The organism is Flavobacterium soyae, from assembly GCF_021245985.1.
GTDB lineage: Bacteria > Bacteroidota > Bacteroidia > Flavobacteriales > Flavobacteriaceae > Flavobacterium > Flavobacterium soyae.
The window spans coordinates 46,158-63,771 of the sequence record NZ_JAJQXA010000014.1 but is presented as its reverse complement, the minus strand read 5'-3'; the positions used below and the strand labels follow the sequence as shown (position 1 = coordinate 63,771).

At 34.3% G+C, this 17,614-nt stretch carries 13 protein-coding genes and 1 pseudogene; 2 read left to right on the top strand and 12 right to left on the bottom strand.

Annotated elements, in window-relative coordinates; translation table 11 throughout:
- Nucleotides 1–3: 3 nt before the first annotated feature.
- The 12 genes from LUU93_RS16925 to LUU93_RS16870 are packed head-to-tail and all read right to left on the bottom strand — an operon-like array spanning nucleotide 4 to nucleotide 13,928.
- Nucleotides 4–2,706 carry a baseplate wedge protein gene (locus LUU93_RS16925; RefSeq protein ID WP_232682348.1) on the bottom strand — a complete coding sequence of 901 codons (2,703 nt, stop codon included), beginning with the start codon at nucleotides 2,704–2,706 and terminating at the stop codon, nucleotides 4–6.
- The gene (locus tag LUU93_RS16920; protein ID WP_232682347.1) at nucleotides 2,682–6,080 is read right to left on the bottom strand and encodes a baseplate J/gp47 family protein; all 3,399 of its coding nucleotides are present in this window, start codon (nucleotides 6,078–6,080) and stop codon (nucleotides 2,682–2,684) included. The genes LUU93_RS16925 and LUU93_RS16920 overlap by 25 nt, the downstream gene beginning before the upstream one ends.
- Before the next feature lie 13 nt (nucleotides 6,081–6,093).
- Nucleotides 6,094–6,504, bottom strand: coding sequence for a GPW/gp25 family protein (locus LUU93_RS16915; RefSeq protein WP_232682346.1), 411 nt, complete (start codon nucleotides 6,502–6,504; stop codon nucleotides 6,094–6,096).
- A gap of 2 nt (nucleotides 6,505–6,506) precedes the next feature.
- Nucleotides 6,507–6,797 carry a PAAR domain-containing protein gene (locus tag LUU93_RS16910; protein ID WP_232682345.1) on the bottom strand — a complete coding sequence of 97 codons (291 nt, stop codon included), beginning with the start codon at nucleotides 6,795–6,797 and terminating at the stop codon, nucleotides 6,507–6,509.
- Between the two features lie 56 nt (nucleotides 6,798–6,853).
- On the bottom strand, nucleotides 6,854–8,599 hold the full coding sequence (vgrG, locus tag LUU93_RS16905; RefSeq protein WP_232682344.1) for a type VI secretion system tip protein VgrG: 1,746 nt from the start codon (nucleotides 8,597–8,599) through the stop codon (nucleotides 6,854–6,856).
- Complete coding sequence (locus tag LUU93_RS16900; RefSeq protein ID WP_066034801.1) at nucleotides 8,600–9,289, bottom strand: CIS tube protein; 690 nt, start codon at nucleotides 9,287–9,289, stop codon at nucleotides 8,600–8,602.
- A 1-nt stretch (nucleotide 9,290) separates the two neighbouring features.
- Nucleotides 9,291–9,455 carry a DUF5908 family protein gene (locus LUU93_RS16895; protein ID WP_232682343.1) on the bottom strand — a complete coding sequence of 55 codons (165 nt, stop codon included), beginning with the start codon at nucleotides 9,453–9,455 and terminating at the stop codon, nucleotides 9,291–9,293.
- A 7-nt stretch (nucleotides 9,456–9,462) separates the two neighbouring features.
- Complete coding sequence (locus tag LUU93_RS16890; RefSeq protein ID WP_012025138.1) at nucleotides 9,463–9,909, bottom strand: phage tail protein; 447 nt, start codon at nucleotides 9,907–9,909, stop codon at nucleotides 9,463–9,465.
- A 2-nt stretch (nucleotides 9,910–9,911) separates the two neighbouring features.
- The gene (locus LUU93_RS16885; RefSeq protein WP_111290789.1) at nucleotides 9,912–10,340 is read right to left on the bottom strand and encodes a phage tail protein; all 429 of its coding nucleotides are present in this window, start codon (nucleotides 10,338–10,340) and stop codon (nucleotides 9,912–9,914) included.
- Nucleotides 10,341–10,368: 28 nt separating this feature from the next.
- Nucleotides 10,369–12,471 (bottom strand): phage tail sheath C-terminal domain-containing protein, encoded by a 2,103-nt coding sequence (locus LUU93_RS16880; RefSeq protein ID WP_232682342.1) that lies wholly within the window; start codon nucleotides 12,469–12,471, stop codon nucleotides 10,369–10,371.
- A 21-nt stretch (nucleotides 12,472–12,492) separates the two neighbouring features.
- Nucleotides 12,493–13,329, bottom strand: coding sequence for a hypothetical protein (locus LUU93_RS16875; protein ID WP_232682341.1), 837 nt, complete (start codon nucleotides 13,327–13,329; stop codon nucleotides 12,493–12,495).
- Complete coding sequence (locus tag LUU93_RS16870) at nucleotides 13,326–13,928, bottom strand: Pvc16 family protein (protein WP_232682340.1); 603 nt, start codon at nucleotides 13,926–13,928, stop codon at nucleotides 13,326–13,328. The genes LUU93_RS16875 and LUU93_RS16870 overlap by 4 nt, the downstream gene beginning before the upstream one ends.
- A gap of 1,131 nt (nucleotides 13,929–15,059) precedes the next feature.
- Between LUU93_RS16870 and LUU93_RS16865 the strand changes: the two are divergent.
- Nucleotides 15,060–16,631: pseudogene (locus LUU93_RS16865) on the top strand (DNA gyrase/topoisomerase IV subunit A); the annotation flags it as partial.
- A gap of 164 nt (nucleotides 16,632–16,795) precedes the next feature.
- Nucleotides 16,796–17,554: a hypothetical protein gene (locus LUU93_RS16860; protein WP_232682339.1), complete on the top strand. Its 759-nt coding sequence runs from the start codon at nucleotides 16,796–16,798 to the stop codon at nucleotides 17,552–17,554.
- The last annotated feature ends 60 nt before the right edge of the window (nucleotides 17,555–17,614 follow it).

The window sequence follows — 17,614 nt, the reverse complement described above, 5'->3', positions numbered from 1 at the left end:
TTTTTATAGTGATCCTAAATTCGTTTTTCCTAGTATAATTTTATCTGACAATCGCTCGTTTTCATCACTGCAGTCAAACAGTCGTCCTGTTGGATAAACATTGTCGAGAACGGTCAGTGCCTTGATAAAACTGATTAATTGCGGTTCCGGCTGCTCTTGATTCAAATCAGTTTTGGCAAGCAAGTAGTCTTTGTATGTTTTTTCAAATTGAACAAGCTGGTTTTCTGCGGGGTCTTTCACATCTTTTTCCCTATATCCAATCCAGCATACTTTTGCCAGAACATGAGCTGGCAGTTCTTCCTTAATTATTTTTTCTATATAATTTCTAAAATCGGTATTGGCAAACCGCAATGTATATCCTGGCAGTACTACGCTCACACGGTAGGAGTAGGGATCTATTGGTTCGCAATCACCGCACTCTTCGGCGCAGATAGGCATGAAAGTATCTGGATTTACTGTTGTTTGATTTACATCTGGGCGAAGCATCATGTGTTCTACCAAAAACATTCCTTCTTCGGTAAAATCTTCTTTCATAAATTGAATCAAATCCAGAATTGACTTTTCTAAATCTGGGAGATTATTATAATATTCAAATCTGCGGGCTATAATACGGTTTGGATTTTTCTTGTCTTTGATGGCCGGATTTATAATGTCATAAGAATATTTCCCAGCATCTGACTTTTGTATTAAAATATTGTCGATAATGGCTAAATCTTTTACTGTACCGTTTTTAAAGGCCTCTTTTATTTTATATTCCCGTGTCTGAATAATTTGCAGTACAGCAAAATAAAGCTCTTTATTTGCAGCAGAAGTGTCAAAGTATTCAGCTGTTGAAGAAAGTACAATTTCATTATTTGTGTCGACAATACGCCATCTATACACCGATTGATTGTCTGAATCAATAAAATTGTACATCTGGACAAAGGAGTTAGAAAGATTTCTACGGCTGTAATCTTTAATCCCAATAAGTCTCGAAATCCTTTTTTCGGCCCCTGAAACATTATTCGTATTCCATAAATTGGTAATAGGCTGTTTGTAATAATCAAAAGCATTGCCGCGCTCTTTGCTTACTACTTTATAATCTTTTAAAAAGTTTTCTTTATCGCGCAATACTACCTGATCTGTAGTATTGCCGTAAATGGTTTTGTTGACAAAAACATATTCTGAGAAATTCTCGGCAAAACGTGATAAAAGGTGGTCTAAAATTTTATTTCTTCGTTCAATATTATTGTCCTGCTGGTCAAAAAGCAGTTCTGTAATACTATCATCAGTGTAATTATCATATCCATCTACAATGTCATTAGCGCCTTCAATGTCTTTAACGACTTGAGTAAAGAGAGTTCGGGTTAAATTACCGCTTACTGAAAGCAATTCGCTTACCTGACCTAATTGTTTAAAATAACTTCCTAATATCTGGTCAAAAAATAAAAGATATCCTTTTAATTGTTTTGCTTTAGATTTACGTTCAACAGATGCTCTGGTTGGAAGACCTACTTCGCCAATACCATAAGTTTCAGGAAAATCATTTTGTATGGTGGTATAAAAATCCGTGTTCAGATATTCACCATTCGGTATTTCTAATTCTTTATTCTGGCTGGCATTGGTTGTAGCTTTGTCTTTTTCGGCTTTTATGGCGTCTAAATAAATTTTTACCTGAGCCTGATTGATGTTAAGAGGCAATACTCCTTTGTTGTAATTGAAAACGCTTTTGGCACAAATAATGGGTTTTTGGTAAGGAGCAAGGCAGATAAGCCATTTGTTTTCCAGATCATCGCCGCCGCAATTACCCAAAGAAATATCTTTAATCAGTACTACATCCGGCACCGACATGATTATTCTCATGATATCAGAAAGGCGTACTTCGTTTCTCAAATCGGCCGTAAGCAATTCTTTTGTATCAATAAAACCGTTCTCTAAAGATGGACCATCAAAAATTTCCAGAGTTGAGTATCCTTTGTCAATCATTTGTTTTAGAGAATAAAAATTGACGGTTGTAGATAAATAACTTTCCAGAGCATCAATCACATTGGCATGAACCAGTTCTTCATCAGCTTCAGTATTTACTTCAATATCTACGCATATTTTTATAGGGTAGTCTACCACTTTTTTGATATCGACAAGATCCTCGCAAAGGTTTCTGTTAGCGTGATACTGCTTTCTTATTTTTTCTTTAACGATCTCTATTTCTGCAGGTTTTGAACTTTCAAAATCTACATACAAATCATACAAGCCATTGAGCTCAAAGGTTTTTCTTAAATTTTCGGGTAGATCTTTATAATCTTTAAAGTCATAAGAAAGCTGATTTTTTTTGCAGTCTACATAGACTTTTTTCTCATGTTTGGCGAGCCAGCAGTTTCTAACTCCATCTATGTCTATAAAAAGTTTTCGGTAATCATTTTGCGTGACAGGACTAGAAGACAATACTTCTGAAGCTTTAAAAAACTGTTTCGGAATGCCTTTATTAATGTCATTAGATTCTAAAATATTTTCTATAGGAAGATTGAGCCTCATGCCAAGATCTGAAATGGCATAGCAAAGCATTTCCAGCATCGTAATACCTGGATCATGCTCGTTAAAGTCTGTCCAAAATTTGCTTCCAAAAGACTCGATATATTCGATTCCTTTTTTTCTTAAATAAAAGAAATCCAAATCGTCCTCTGATGCTGATTTTTTAGGAATGGTTATATGTTGGTTTCGTATCGACATTTTTCAGGTTCTTCTGGGGTTGTTTTTTTGCATGTTATTATGTTGGTGCTGATAATGTGGTTTTTAACAGAAACTAAGATGTTTTTTGGGCTTGATGGAGACAGTGTAGTTTGAAAGTCTAAAAGATCTATATTAGCCTCATTTTTATCTGTATCGTCTAATGGCAATGGCTTAGGTTCTTCATTTTTGGCATTCTTATCGACATAAATGGCCATCTCAAGCATCGATAAAAAATCTACATAATATAGATTTTCGATATATTCTATAACAATACTGCGCTGCAGTTCAACTCCAAATATGATTTGTTTTGAGGTATCAAATGCCCAAGGAGATAGAAATTTTATAAGATCTTCGTTGAGCTGTTTTTTATAAAAATTCTCATCGTATTCTGGATAAAACTTCACATCCAGTTTTATTATAACTTTTTCGTAATCAGGATTAATTACTTTTGCAGACACTAACATGGAGTTTTTAGAATTAATAAAGCTCTCAATGCTGTTTAATGTGGCTGTGCTTACTCTTGGCTCATAAATATCGAATACATTTTTGTCTACGATGTCCGGAATTACGACCAGCGTTACGTTTCCCGGAGATAAAAATGAGGTATCTGTACCCGAAATAAAAGTATGGTTAAGGCATTTTACTCTAAAAACATTTGGAAATTCCTGTAAAATAAGATGTTCATAATCCCAAAGCGTTATAGCCCTGTTTTTGTGACGCAGGCGCTCGCTTACACGTAAATAATAGGATGGGTCTGACTCTAATGGTTTTCCATCAAACGAATTAAAAGGCTGTTCAATACTTTTAATTTGTGGTACCCTGGTAATTAATTTTGATATTGTTTTTGCAGGCAATGTGCTGTCTAAATGCGCTAAATTATTGTTGTTATCAAAAAATGCTGCAGTAACAACCTGGGTTTTCACATCAATCACTTTGCAAACGGCATCGTAGTCTTTGTGCATTTTTGCTTTTACCCAAATGGTATCGGCTGGAAACAATGTATTGTCATTAGTTGCCTGTTTTGGAATGCCAAATTTTACGAGACCCGACTTTAAGAAGTTGTCTATGCCATTTGCTAGAATATCCTTGTCAAGGTTTTTCCAGTAATTATCGCATAATATGTACCATTCTACTTTTTGTTTTCCTGTAAAAGTGGGAACGCTGATATTTTCGCTTCCTTCTAATATTTGAAACAATAATGAAATTTGCTGCGATATTTCTGCATCCTGAAGGCCTACATAAAATTCGCCTCCATGGCAATAATCGGGAACCAGATAATTTGCAATTGATGTTTTAGCCTCTAAAATTTCTTTATTGATGGCCTGCTCTTTCAAATAAGAATGTTCTTCGCGCTGGCCAAACGGAGCTTCATGAAACAGTTTTATTCGGTTAGACTCATAAGCAGAAACCCTAAAATCAATACTTTCCTCCGCAGAATAATTCAGGCTAATGCTTTCTACAAGTGGCGTGTAAGGCTCGTTTGGAATTGGTGTAGTCGGATCTTCCGCCACATTCATTATCGCCAAAGTATATATTTTGGGATATAATGAATGTAAAAACGACTGATTTAATGTTAATCGGATAGGGCCGCTTTTGTCAATTTCATATTCGCCTTTTACATTGATGTTAGATTCAAATACGCTGTTTTTATCAGAATCAGTAAATAGCTTGACATCATTCGTTTGGTCTTTCCAAACTTCTTTGTTTAAAACTGATACTGTTGCTTTAAAATAGTCATCTGCAGTAACAATTGGACCATCAGGGTTAAATACCTTTATAGTGTTAGGTTCTGCAGTACCTTTTGGTTGTAAAATGGTTTTTCTGGCATCTTCGGGCTGGTTGGCACGCATTTTAGTTTGACTGTCTTCATCCTTGAATATTGCAGAGTTGAAAATTTCTTTACTGATAGTTTCAAGAAAAGTTACTTTGTAGGCAGCATAGTGATTTTTAAATGATAATGGAGTATTTTTCCATTTGATATTAATATCAGCCCCTATCCAGTTTTTAGAAAAGATTTCTGGATAGTTGATTATAAATGAACTGTTTTTTTCTGGCTGCGTTGTAAAAGGGTAGAAGGGTTTTGCCGCATTAAGCAAGCCGGTATCACTTTCTAATAATAAAGATTTGACATCATTAACCTCAACTTTTGCAGTAATGCTTTTTATCGTTTTTGTAACTAAACATCTAAAAAGGGCATGACCTTTTGCTTCTTCGGTATGAATTAGAAATCGGATTACAGGAAGTTCTGTAGAGAAATGTTCCCCTAAAATTTTCTGATCATAATTAATAACTGACGGACTATCTTTTGGTATCTGAAACACTAATCTTAGTACATTTCCATCAATATTCGAAGATACATTTATATTATTAAAAGGAACGTTTGTGCCGGGTTTGAAACCTCCAATCCAACCTTTTTTTCCACTATACTGAATGCTAATGTTTTTCTCTAAATCCGCTATAGTAAATGATTGATTTGTAAATTTTAAGGGTTCGTCAAAAAAAATTGTGATACCAATATTTCTGTCGCCTTCTTTAAGATTAAATAATTCAGATGCTATGGCAAAACCTAATTTGGCATCGCTTAATTTTGGGTACTTTTTTTCATCTGAATTATATCCAAAAGGAAACCAATATGGAGCGTCTTCTTTTAAAGGTTCACCTTTTCCATCCAGAGAATTGGCGATTTCGCTGCATTTTATTTCACCCAAATCAACGTCATTATACACGCTTTTTAGGTACGCTATATTGGCTTTATTGGCAATAAATTCTTCTGTGGTTTTGTAAATTAACTTTTTGCCATCAGGATCTTTTCCTGCGTCAAGTTCTGTATTGACAGCTATTTTTTCTTCAGCTATTTTTTTTGCCAGTTCAAAAATGATATTGACTTTATCTGCTTTTGCTGGTAGTTTTTGAATTTGCAGGATGTCTTTATAGAAAAAATCCAAATGCTTTTTGGTAATAAGATTAAGCTTGTTTTGGGATAATTCCAATAATTTCAGGAAACACACAAACAAGGTTAGGTGAGGAGTAAGGTCCTGATTTATATTAACAGTTGATAATGTTTTGGTAATGTTTTCTTTTAAAGCAGCATATTCCTTATCTGTTCTTTTCGGAATACCATCTGGCAGATTATCTTTTGAAAAACCAAAATAGCTGAAAAACTCCTGCCAATCGCCTTCTGGGGTTTTATCATTATTAGTGTCAAAAAAGTTGACTTCTTTGGCAAAATTATAAGCAAATAACAGCCAGTCTTCAATAGTAAAATCATGAAGTTTCAGGTTGTCTGGCTCTAATGCGTCACTAAAGCGTTCTTCCTGATTAACTCCATTTCTTTTAAAAATAACATTGTCTATTTGGCTGCCGTTGGTGCTCATAGCTTATAAACTTTTAAACATTAGTCCCTTCTTCTTTGTAAAAAGGGTAAACAAGATTGCTTCTTGAGTTTGTACTTCTTATTCTGTAATCGATTATGACCAATAATTCTCCTTCTAAATCATCGCCTTGTGTGATGTCAATTTTTTCTACATCAATTCGGGGTTCGTAATATAAAATTGCTGTTTTTATGAGTTCTGAAACATAGGTTTTTAGTGTTCTGTCTAATGTTTCAAAAAGCAGTTCATCCATATTGCAGCCGTATCTGGGCAGCATAATGCGTTCGCCGATTTTGGTAGAAAGCAATATCTCCAGACTGCTTTTAATGTCTGCCTCATCAGATGTCATTACGACTGCTTTATTGTTCTTTTTGAACTCTGGCGGAAAACTCCATCCAGTACCTAAAAAAGCTTCTTTACTTTCCATAATTAACCTATTAAAACGGTTGGGCATCCTATTACAATTGTTCCGCCATGGGCTGTTGAATCTCCCATTCTTGCGGCTGGTTTTCCTCCAATCAGCACTGTGGCTGAGCCAGCTATAATACTATCCGGAGGACCTGTACAAACAATCATATCTCCCAAGCAGGCTGCCGGCTGACCGCCTATTAATACTGTAGGCGAGCCTGGCGGTAATATTGGCCCGCCAACATGAGGGACAGTTCCTGTTACCATTGGGCAGACATGCATATCGTTAATTCTTGCGGCTGGTGCTCCCATAATTTTTTTTATAGTTAAGCTTTCATTTGAGCGTTTGAGAAAGTAGAAGGGATGAGTTAATTTATCTGTACAATGCTGCCTTTTACAATCGCTGCCGCTGCTGATGACATTTCTGCGCCTGCACTTCCTTCGGCTTTAAATTGGGCGGCTGCTTTTAGATTTACATTGGTGCCTTCAATTTTTACATCGCCTGTTGCTTTTATTGAAATATCGCCTGCACTTTCCATTTTTATTCCTGCGCTGTCAATGGTAATCACGTTAGAATTTTCGTCTTCAACAACTATAGATCCTTTGTCTTCGTCCAGTATTATTTTTTTGCCTGCCGGAGTTTCAATGGCTATTGATTTTTTATCATCATCAAAGAGTACTTTCATTTCGCTTCTTGTAAAAATCCCTTTTTGATGATTATCGTCAGCTGCTTTTAAAGGAGCGGGTTTTGCGCTGCTGTGCAGCATTCCTAAAACAATGGCATCATTGGGATCTTCGTTGATAAAACCAATAATTACTTCGTCTTCAATTTCGGGCCTAAAAAATGTGCCTCTATTGTCACCTGCATCTAAAGCTGCTACTCTGCACCAAATCCCTTGTTCTTCATTATTGATGATTGGGATTTTAACCAAAATTCTGTCTTCGCCGTCGGGATCGTCCTGAAGCTGGGTCACAATACCAATATGAAGTCCTTTTATGGATGGAATTATCCCTGAAGCCGATGGTGTATTGACATCATACGTTTCAGAAAACCATTCCGGATTTAATCCAAACTGCACGTTTACCGTCCAATTGCCGTTTGCAATTTCATGGAAAACTCCCGTAATATATGCTTTGCCATTAAAACGATCGCCTACACCTTCAAGCGTAATAATGGTATTGGGCTTTACGGCTGGAATGCCTTGAAATTTTACTCTTCCGCGAACTTTTGAAAGCTGCTGAAATAATAATTTTGCATCAGCCCAATCTTGCAACTCGGTATCGGTAACATTACCGCCGTGGCGCAATTCTAAATTTTCCAGTTTTACGATATCGGATAAATCCGAAGCAGATAAATTCCCGTTTAGACTTACGCTGGGATCTTTGGCTTCAATTTCTAATAATTCCTGATTGGATGCATTCCAACTGTAGGATGAAACTTTGGCAAACTGATTTCGAGCATCAATTTCAGCATCAAAATCGAGCATAGTGGCGCCAAAAGCAACCGTTTCAACTGATTCTGAAGCCAAATCTGGTTTTTTAATAGAGATTTTGCCATTTTCAACAAAACATAATTTTCCATTGGCCTGCGCACGAGAGACAATAAAATCCCAATCGGAAGTATTGTACTGCACTAACTCTTTGTGGCTATAATTTGTACTTTCTACATCTTTTTGCAATCCATAAGTGCCAAGAATGTCTTCAAAAGCATCGCTGTCTTTTACATCATAAAAATATTTGCTTTTTCTGCCGATAGTAAGTTTTACGGCTTCGTCTTTACATTCTACAATCAAAAGTGATGAGTTGTCTTTTATTTTTATGGAATGTTTTACAACTATTCCTTTGTAAATAGTTTCTTCATCACTATGATAGCCAGCTTTGATTTCTATTTTTTTGCCCGGAATGAGTAAATCTTCGTTACTTAATTTAAAATCTCGTGCGGCAGCATCTCCATCGGTTAAAATAATCTGCGCCATAGGTATTCTGTTTACCTCATTATGAACAACAATGCTCATTACCTGGTAAACGCCAGACAGCTCAGTTCCCTCAATAAGCAATTTGTGCGTTACTAAATCGGCACTTTTACTGGTTTGTATGACGTCGCTATTGTTCATCTATTGTTGTTTTTGCAGAGGAGGGAAAAATATTTTCTGGCCAATTTTTAATTTTCTGAAATTGATAAGCTTGTTGGCTCTTGCTACTTCGAGATAATATTTTGAATCGCCGTAGATTTTAAAAGACATTAAAGGAAGCGTATCGCCTGCTTTTACAGTTCTGGTATGCGTTAAATCAGGAGATTGATTGTTTTGCTGTTTTGCTCTTAACTCATCTTCAACAACTCCTTTGAATTTTCCTTTTGCAATGGCTCTAATAGGTGTTCCATCTGGCCTGAAAAGTTTATACTCAATGGTCATTTCGGTGAGAGATCCTTTGAAAAGCAGGCTTCCCCAAGCAATTTTTAAATAGTTTGGCTTATGTTCTGTGCCATTATATTCTAAAATTACTTTTCTAAAATGCTCAATGTCTTCAATAACCCCATTTTCGGTACTTTCTTTGCCGGCAATAACGCCAGTTCGGTCAAAAACAAAATCCAATTCTAATTCCTCTGGAGCAATTGCTGTAAATCTTGGCGCAGGACTGCTCGTTCCGGCGGCTTGGGTTGTATCTTGCTCTATTTTGTAATGAAAAGTATATTTTTCGGGATTCATCAAAGTAACGAACTCTTCAATATCCGAAATGGGACTGTTGAATTGTGGATCGCTATAGGCAATAATCTTCAGTTTTTTTAATTCACCAGTTGTCATATCAGCGTTCTTTTTTTCGTTCAATAATCTTCATTACTTGCTCGACACATTCTGCCACAGTATCTTTTTCTGCAGCAGGTGATGGTGAAGAAGCTGGTTTTGCACCCGAATTTGAGCTTTCGTTCACGTTTATTTTAATGTGAAGCTCTTTGATTTCAATTGGCATCGTAAAATTATTTTTTATGAAGGGTGAAATAATTATAAGCAAGCTCAAAGCTTTCAACAACAATTTTGCTTTCTAAAGCACTAAAATCTTCAACGGCCCATTTTACGGGATAAGCATGTACAACTTTCCAGTGCATTAACGGTTCGTGGTCTTGATTCAAGAGTTTTACAGTTAAATCTACGGGCTTAAATTCGAAATTTTCTAATGCTTTTCTGCACCATTCAATTACGTCAGAATCAATCAGTATCCCCCTTTTTAAAACCAAATTGGGATATTTGGTTTTTACGGGAAGTTTGTGTTTGAATCTGTTTTCTCCACCCTCAACAATTTCTTCCGTTTCAAGATCTACAGAAAGTCCTGATACGGATTGAAATTGATGGTCTTTTTCTTTTGTGCCCAGCTGATCAAATTCAACCAGAAAATGAAAGCCTACGGGTGGATAATAATTAGCCATGATTAGTCATTTTGAATAGATAAACCTTCGTGAACCAATTCGATTGACTCGATGGCTACTTCGTTTCCATCGGCTTTTAAATCAGTAGATTGTACTTTAGTCGGCCACGCATTTTTTACTTTCCAGGTAATCACTGGTTCGTGCTCTTCATTAAGTAATTTGATGGTAATATCCCTTCTTTCGATGGTGTTTAGTTTTACCGTATTCCACCAGGCGTAATATTCATTATCGCTTTTAAAAGTGCCTCTTTTCATGGTGATGTTAGAGAACTTCTGCATGCCGGGCATCTTTATTTTGCTGTATTCCGGACTTGCGCCCTGACGGTACTCAATAACTTCAGTTTCTACATCTAATCCGGAAACTTCTGTAAAACCTATTTTTGTTCCTCCCCAGTCAACTGAGAAATGAAACTTTGGTAACGGATAACTCATGATCTATATTTTTTTAATGATGATTTAATTAAGATTCCTGCATTTTGTGAGAGAAACGAAGTATGATGAACTCAGCCGGACGAACTACTGCCATACCGATTTCGATTATCATTTTACCGTCTAAAATATCCATAGCAGACATGGTTTGTCCCAGCCCAATTCTAACATAAAATGCTTGTTCTGGTTTTGCCCCGGCCAAAGCTCCGGCTCTCCATTGAAGAATTAAGAAATTCTCAATCATAGCTCTTACTCTTATCCAGGTATTGGCATCGTTAGGTTCAAAAACAAACTGTTCGGTTGCTTTTTTAATAGATTCCTCGGCCATATTAAAAAAGCGTCGAACCGGTACATAGCGCCATTCACTATCATTACCGGCTAAGGTTCTTGATCCCCAAACCAAGGTTCCTTTGCCGGTAAATGTTCTGATAGCGTTGATAGATTTACCTGCAACAGTATCAACATTTAAGTTGTCCTGAATGGTATTTGTTATTTTTACGGTTGGTTTTATGACATAGTTCAAACTTACATTCGCAGGTGCTTTCCATACGCCTCTGTCTTTATCAACTCTGGCATAAACTCCCGCAATAGCAGCGCTTGGAGGAAGTATTATCGGCAGGTTGTAAATTTCAGTAAGTATCTTATTAAAAGTTGCATTGTCGATAGTTTCTAAAGTGCTTAATTTTCTTCCGTTTAATGCTCCGTTATTTACATCTTTTCCGCTAACAGATTTAATCGCATTTAAAAGTGCAAGCAGGTCTGCTTTAATAGTGGAAAAATTATTTGTAACTACCGTAATTGCGGTTTGAGTAGTCAAAGGAGTATAGTCTACAAGTTTTTTTAATTCTTTATCAAAACTTACAGCATCTGTTGATACAATTTTAAGCAGTTTTGCCACTGCGTTCTCGTCCTGTATTTTTTTCTTTAATGTTTTTAAATTTTTATATACGGAGTCAATTTTATTTGCAGTAGTAAAATTCGAATTAAAAGTAGTCAAAGCACTTGTGATGTTGTTTGCAATAACCATATCCTCATCAGATATTGTGCTGATTGCGGCATTTGCTTCATCGTTTAAAGAATTTCTTAAAAGAGACAAACTTTCTAAAGAAGTAAGAAGAACATTCAGTTTATTCAGGAAAGCTGTTTTTTTAGCAGGATTGCTGACAAAGGTTCCGCCTAAATCAAAACCAGTTGCATCATTACTGTACATCTGTAAAAATAAATCACTAATTTGACCAGAAATATCTGGAGGAACAGTAGCTGTGACGCTAATCAATTTAGCTACAGTTGCATCAATCCCTAAAGTTGGACTTTCTATAGATATTAGCCCCTCAGCAATTTTATCATACGCTTTTGCCGTATAAGAGTAATGTTTTAATATAATTTTACTGCTGTCAAAAGCATAGTCCAAGATGGTTTCTAAGTGCGGATAATATGCAGCTCCGTATTTAACAGTGTCTTTTTCAGCACTAATTACACCTCTTAAATCATCTATATTTGGATCTGTTGGGCTTGATTCATCATAACTTAAAGTATCTATTATGGTAAATCTGTCCTGAAGATTTTGGCATTGCATTAATGCGCTATTATATAATCCGTAGAAATTAGCTTTATCTATTCCGCTTACTTTTGTTGCATCTGGAAAAAGAATTAGTGTTGGTTCGTCTACTTTTTCTAATTCTGTTAATCCTTCAGCCAATTTAGCAATGCTATTGATTGTTGTGACAGGAGCGTCTTCCTCATCTAAATCATTTCCATAACGCCCAACCGAAATAATGTAGCAAGGACCGCCGCCATTTGCAAAGAACAGCTGCAATGAATAATACATTAAAAAAGGCTGTTTTGAAGTTGGCTGGTCCACAACAATAGATCTTGTGTCTCCATTATCAGTTGAAACATCATTAATGGTAACACTAATTGTTGTCTCTGGTTTTGCAAAGCCAAAAAAGCGTTCGTATTCTAAAAGAGATGTTATTCTTGTTGGTTTCAATTTCAAATCTCCATTAATCTTGTTCGTGGCTTTTTCAGTATAGCCAATAAAAGCAGGAATCGCTGTTTCTACCTGGGCAACAGAAGGAGGAAACTTTACGATTTCCTCAACATATACCCCAGGCGTTTTGTAAGTTGTTGCCATAATTGATTTGTTTTTTAATTATTAAATAAATATTTCCGAATAGTAATCACTATTGATTTTTGTTATTGATTTTACAGAGGGATTTGGGTATTGACTTTCTGCCGGTTGTGAAGGCTCCAGATCGTTAACAGGGTCAATTTCTACAAAACCAGATCGCGTTAATGGCTTTGCTGCAGTAGTTTTAATTATGGTTCCTGCTTTACGGTTGATGTATCTCCAAAACGTTTTTCGATTGTCAAAATGAATTTTAAAATTTGGACTTATCATTTTATCCGAATTGTCTATAATATTTCCTGAGCTGTTGTCACCTTTAGCGGTAAGAGAAATAACTCCAAAGACATTTTGCTGTTCTGACGGCTGCAGTGTTGAAAGTAAGTTGGCAGTTGTTTCTTCAGATACTAAATAATCGTTTGAAATTAACTTGTTGTCATTTATTAGAGGAAGATATTCAAATGAGACCGGTTCAGTTAAAGGTCTAACGTTGCTAAATAAGAATACCTGATTAAGGACAAAGTCCAGATTAGTATAATTTTCGAATTGATAATCATTGATTTTGATTAAAAATTTTAGGTTCAAATCAGCAGGGACTTTAATAAATGGGTCGAATTCATCTTTCATTTTAATATATATTCCGAAACCTGTTTTAGTTTTTTTGAATACCATTTTGTAGTTTTTGAGTACAGTATTGGTTTCTAAAGCTGGCATTACTGCTATAAATGCATCTGCACTAAATTGCTGCATCATTTTTTCTTTATCAGCATTTGTCATACTTGCAAAAGTTTCTTCTCCGTTATTCAAAAAATAATTATGAAGAAGCGTTACTTGAAATAACAATCCATATGTAGAAGAATAACTCATGACTGTTCTTTTCTTTTGGTTATTCCGGTGAACTCACCGATAAGCTGTCCTTCTGCTTGTGCAATATTGCGGTCAATTTGTATCATGCTGACTTTATATAAGGCAGACGGAAGCTGTTTTCCGCCTAATGTTCCCCAGATATAATTTAACTCTTCAAAAGTGGGAGTGTAGAGTTCAACCGTAAATCTAAAGTTGTCTACATTGCTCATTGCAATATTGTTTCGGTTATAAATAGTATTGGCTTGAGTAAAAAGTCTTTTTCCTTGAAAAAATTCGATAATTTTTGAAATGTCCTTAAGTGAATTGACATATTTGTCTCTGTTGGCACTAAAAAGGATATACAGATTTAAATTGACGATATTGTTTTTATAAATTGTTTTAGTATTTTCAATAGTATGATTTGGGAAGTTTTTTAAAGTAGCTTCTTCATCTAAATTAATTATCGTAAGTGCCACGGCATTTTTTAATGCGTCGGCTATATCATCATTTTGAGATTCTAAAAAAGCAATATTTTCAGGAACAACAGATTTGTCCAGCCCAATTTCCTCGAGATAGTTGTTTACTTGTTCTGTAATTATTTGTATTACTTCAAAAATCATCTTTTGATAAAATTTATTATAAATACTAAATGAAATTTTACTGAAAAGGAATTAGATTCTGGGCGCAGATTAAAAATAAGGATAGGCTTTTGAGTGTGCTTTAAACTTGTAAAGAAAACAAGGCTGATAGAGTTGACTAAATTAGAAAAATGTAAGGGTACGAAAAAAGGGGAATTTTCCCCTTTTTTTACTTGTTTAAGGTATTGGTTGTTAATTAGTTGTGCTGATATTGTGGCTTTGTTTTAATTCTTAGTAAAAACAAGGGTTTGAAGGAAAAAACATTCAAAAATTTTAATAAGGAAAAAATTAATTTGTTCAATTTTTAAATATGAATTGAAACAACAAATTTGATGTTTCCTGAAAATTTGACTTATCTAATGAGGCAGCTTTGGCATAAAAATAATTTAGAACAGAATAAGTAAATCAGGTATAACTACTTTATTTTTATATGTTTAAAGTGGGTATGTTTAATGTGTTCTGTCTGAAAATGATTATAATTTAAGCTTTTTCGGATTTAAAGATTTAAGTTCTTTTTATAATTCTTAAATATTATAAATAATTCAAGTTGCTAGTTTAATAATTCAATAAATAAATCGGCTCTAAAAAAGTTTAATTCCTACGGAATATTTTTTCTGGCAGATTTTATTATTCGGCTGCAATATTTAGCTCCTAACGGAGCAACAAAAAATATCTTGGAGAGATTATATATTGTTAGAAATCAGTTTATTCATGTCAATTTTTGTCCCTACGGGCAATGTTATTAAGTTAAGCTTTTAGAAAATAAAATTATTGCAAATCAAATCCGTGTTTATCCGCGTTTTTACGAAGTAAATCTGTTTTATCCGCGTCACAATTAGACGCTGATTTTACTGATTCGCTAAAGCGAAAACGCTGATAAAAACTGATTTTTCTAATTACTTTCTTAATTAAACTGTTAAGTAATTTTATAAATTTCCTCTTAACTTAATGACATTGCCCGTAGGGACTACACTTTATTAACTAGCAGCTTGAATTAATTAAGGTTTTACAGAAATAGGCTTTATGTTATTGACAATAATATTTTACTATCAATGCTTAATCTCAAAGAAATGCCGTAAAATAAAAAAAGCTACAGAGAAATCTGAAGCTTTTTTACTTCGTCAGGAGTTAGAAATTCAATTAGAAGAATTAAAAAATAAGTGGCATTTCTCTACTTTAGAAAAAATCTTCATTCGTGAAGAAATGTATATCGACTTCAAATTATATGGAGACAGAGAATCACTTTATAAGTATTTATACTATCGTTTTGAGCCTTTCAAAAAGTCATTCGTTAGAGAAATCAATGACGACGATTTACAAAGACTGACTCAAATCCCGATGATTCGTATTACGCGTTTTGATTCTGATAAAGCCGACGAATTAATTTCAAGGCTAGAAGAGGAAATGAAAGAAGTAGAGCATAATCTAGAACATTTAACTGATTTTGCAATTACTTATTTTACAAAATTAAAAGAGAAATATGGTAAAGGTCGTGAACGTCAGACGGAACTTCGTGTTTTTGATAACGTTGAGGCTACAAAAGTTGTTTTAAGAAATACAAAACTTTATTTAAACCGTGAAGAAGGTTTTGTTGGAACGAGTTTAAAGAAAGACGAATACGTAGGCGATTGTTCGGATATTGATGATGTTATCGTGTTTTTAAGAGATGGGACATTGATGATTACAAAAGTAGACGCCAAAACCTTTATCGGAAAAGATATTATACACGCTGCTGTTTTTGATAAAAACGATAAACGCACCATTTATAACATGATTTATCGTGACGGAAAATCAGGCTCTTCATATATCAAAGGCTTCAATGTTTCTGGAGTAACACGTGATAAACCTTATGATTTAACGAATGAAACTGCAGGTTCTCAAGTTGTTTATTTTTCACATAATCCAAATGGAGAAGCTGAGGTAATAACAATTTTATTGCGTCAGATTGGAACTATCAAGAAATTGAAGTTTGATATCGATTTTGCCAAACTAGCAATCAAAGGACGTGCTTCAAAAGGAAGTTTAGTTACTAAATATCCAATCAAGAAAATCGAATTAAAAGAGAAAGGAATTTCGACTTTATTGCCAAGAAAAGTTTGGTTTGATGATACTGTAAAACGTCTAAACGTTGATGCAAGAGGAGAATTATTAGGCGAATTTAAACCAAGTGATAAAATCTTAATCATTAATCAAACCGGTAAATTGAAGGTTATCATTCCGGAATTATCAACTCATTTTGATGAAGATATGATTATTCTGGAGAAATTTAATCCTAAAAAACCAGTTTCAGCGATTTATTATGATGGAGAAAAAGAGTGATATTATTTAAAACGTTTTCTGGTCGAAACAGATAAAGAGGAAAGTTTTATAACGGACCATCCAAATTCTCAATTAGAGATTGTATCAACAGATTATCGCCCGGTAGCACAATTAGTTTATGCAAAAGTAAAAGGAGTTCAAAAAGAAGATTTACATATCGATGTAGAGGATTTTATTGCTATAAAAGGACCTAAAGCATTAGGAAATCAACTAACAACTGAAAAATTAAGACAAGTTAATCTTTTAGATTCTTTACCTTATGAAGAACCAGTTGAAGAAGTTCCTGAAAGACCAGAAGTATCAGAAGATGATCCTGTTGAAACAGAATTAGATGACGATGGTCAGATAGGTTTGGTTTTAGACTAAAAAATGAAAACGCTAAGAATTTGATTTCTTAGCGTTTTTTTTGTGCATTTAATCAGTAGTTAATAATAAATTAACAAGTCTTATTTTGTTATAATTTAGGCTTCTAGTGGAGCTTTACTCCTATTTTGATCTTTAGATTTGCTAATTAATTTAAAATCAAAACCATGAAAAAATTAGTATGCTTATTAAGCACCGTATTATTGGTATTTACCTCTTGTTCAAAAGATGATAATGATTCATCAGATTCAGTTTCTCCAATGTTAGTTAAAAAAATAACTACGACTTATAGTGATGGAGAACGTCTTACAGAAGAATATCATTATAGTGGTAATAAAATTGTTAGTGTGACAGAAGGAGATGGTTCCGTGTCTAAGTATACTTATACTGGAGATTTAATAACCAAAATTGAATACTTTGATGAGACAGGGTTGTTAAAAGACACTAGTGAATATGGCTATACTGATGGACTAATGACAAGTTATATTGAAAAATATGACGATGATCATAATAGTAAAACTAAATATACGCATAATGCTGACGGTACAATTTCTTACGAACAGTTTAAAGTTAACATTAAAACAGGTCTTGAAGTAAAATTTCAGCAAACGGGAAAATTAACATACAAAGATGGTAATTTAATAAAAGCAGAAAGATTGTACGATAAATTTGAAACTGTGGAAATATATGAATACGATACTAAAAATAGTCCCTTAAAAAATATTTTAGGTTGGAATTTATTATTAGATGAAGAGCCAGCTGTTAAAAACATAATTAAAAAGGTTGATACTTCAGGATCTCAAGGTAATCTTCATACAGATACATATATATCTACCTATACATATGATGTGAATAATTATCCAACAGAAAAAATAACAAAACTTTCTGGTTCAACTGATACTGAAACTGTTCAGTACGTTTATTAATTTAAACTTATATAAAAGCAAACACTTCAATATTAAGTTGAAGTGTTTGCTTTTTCTATT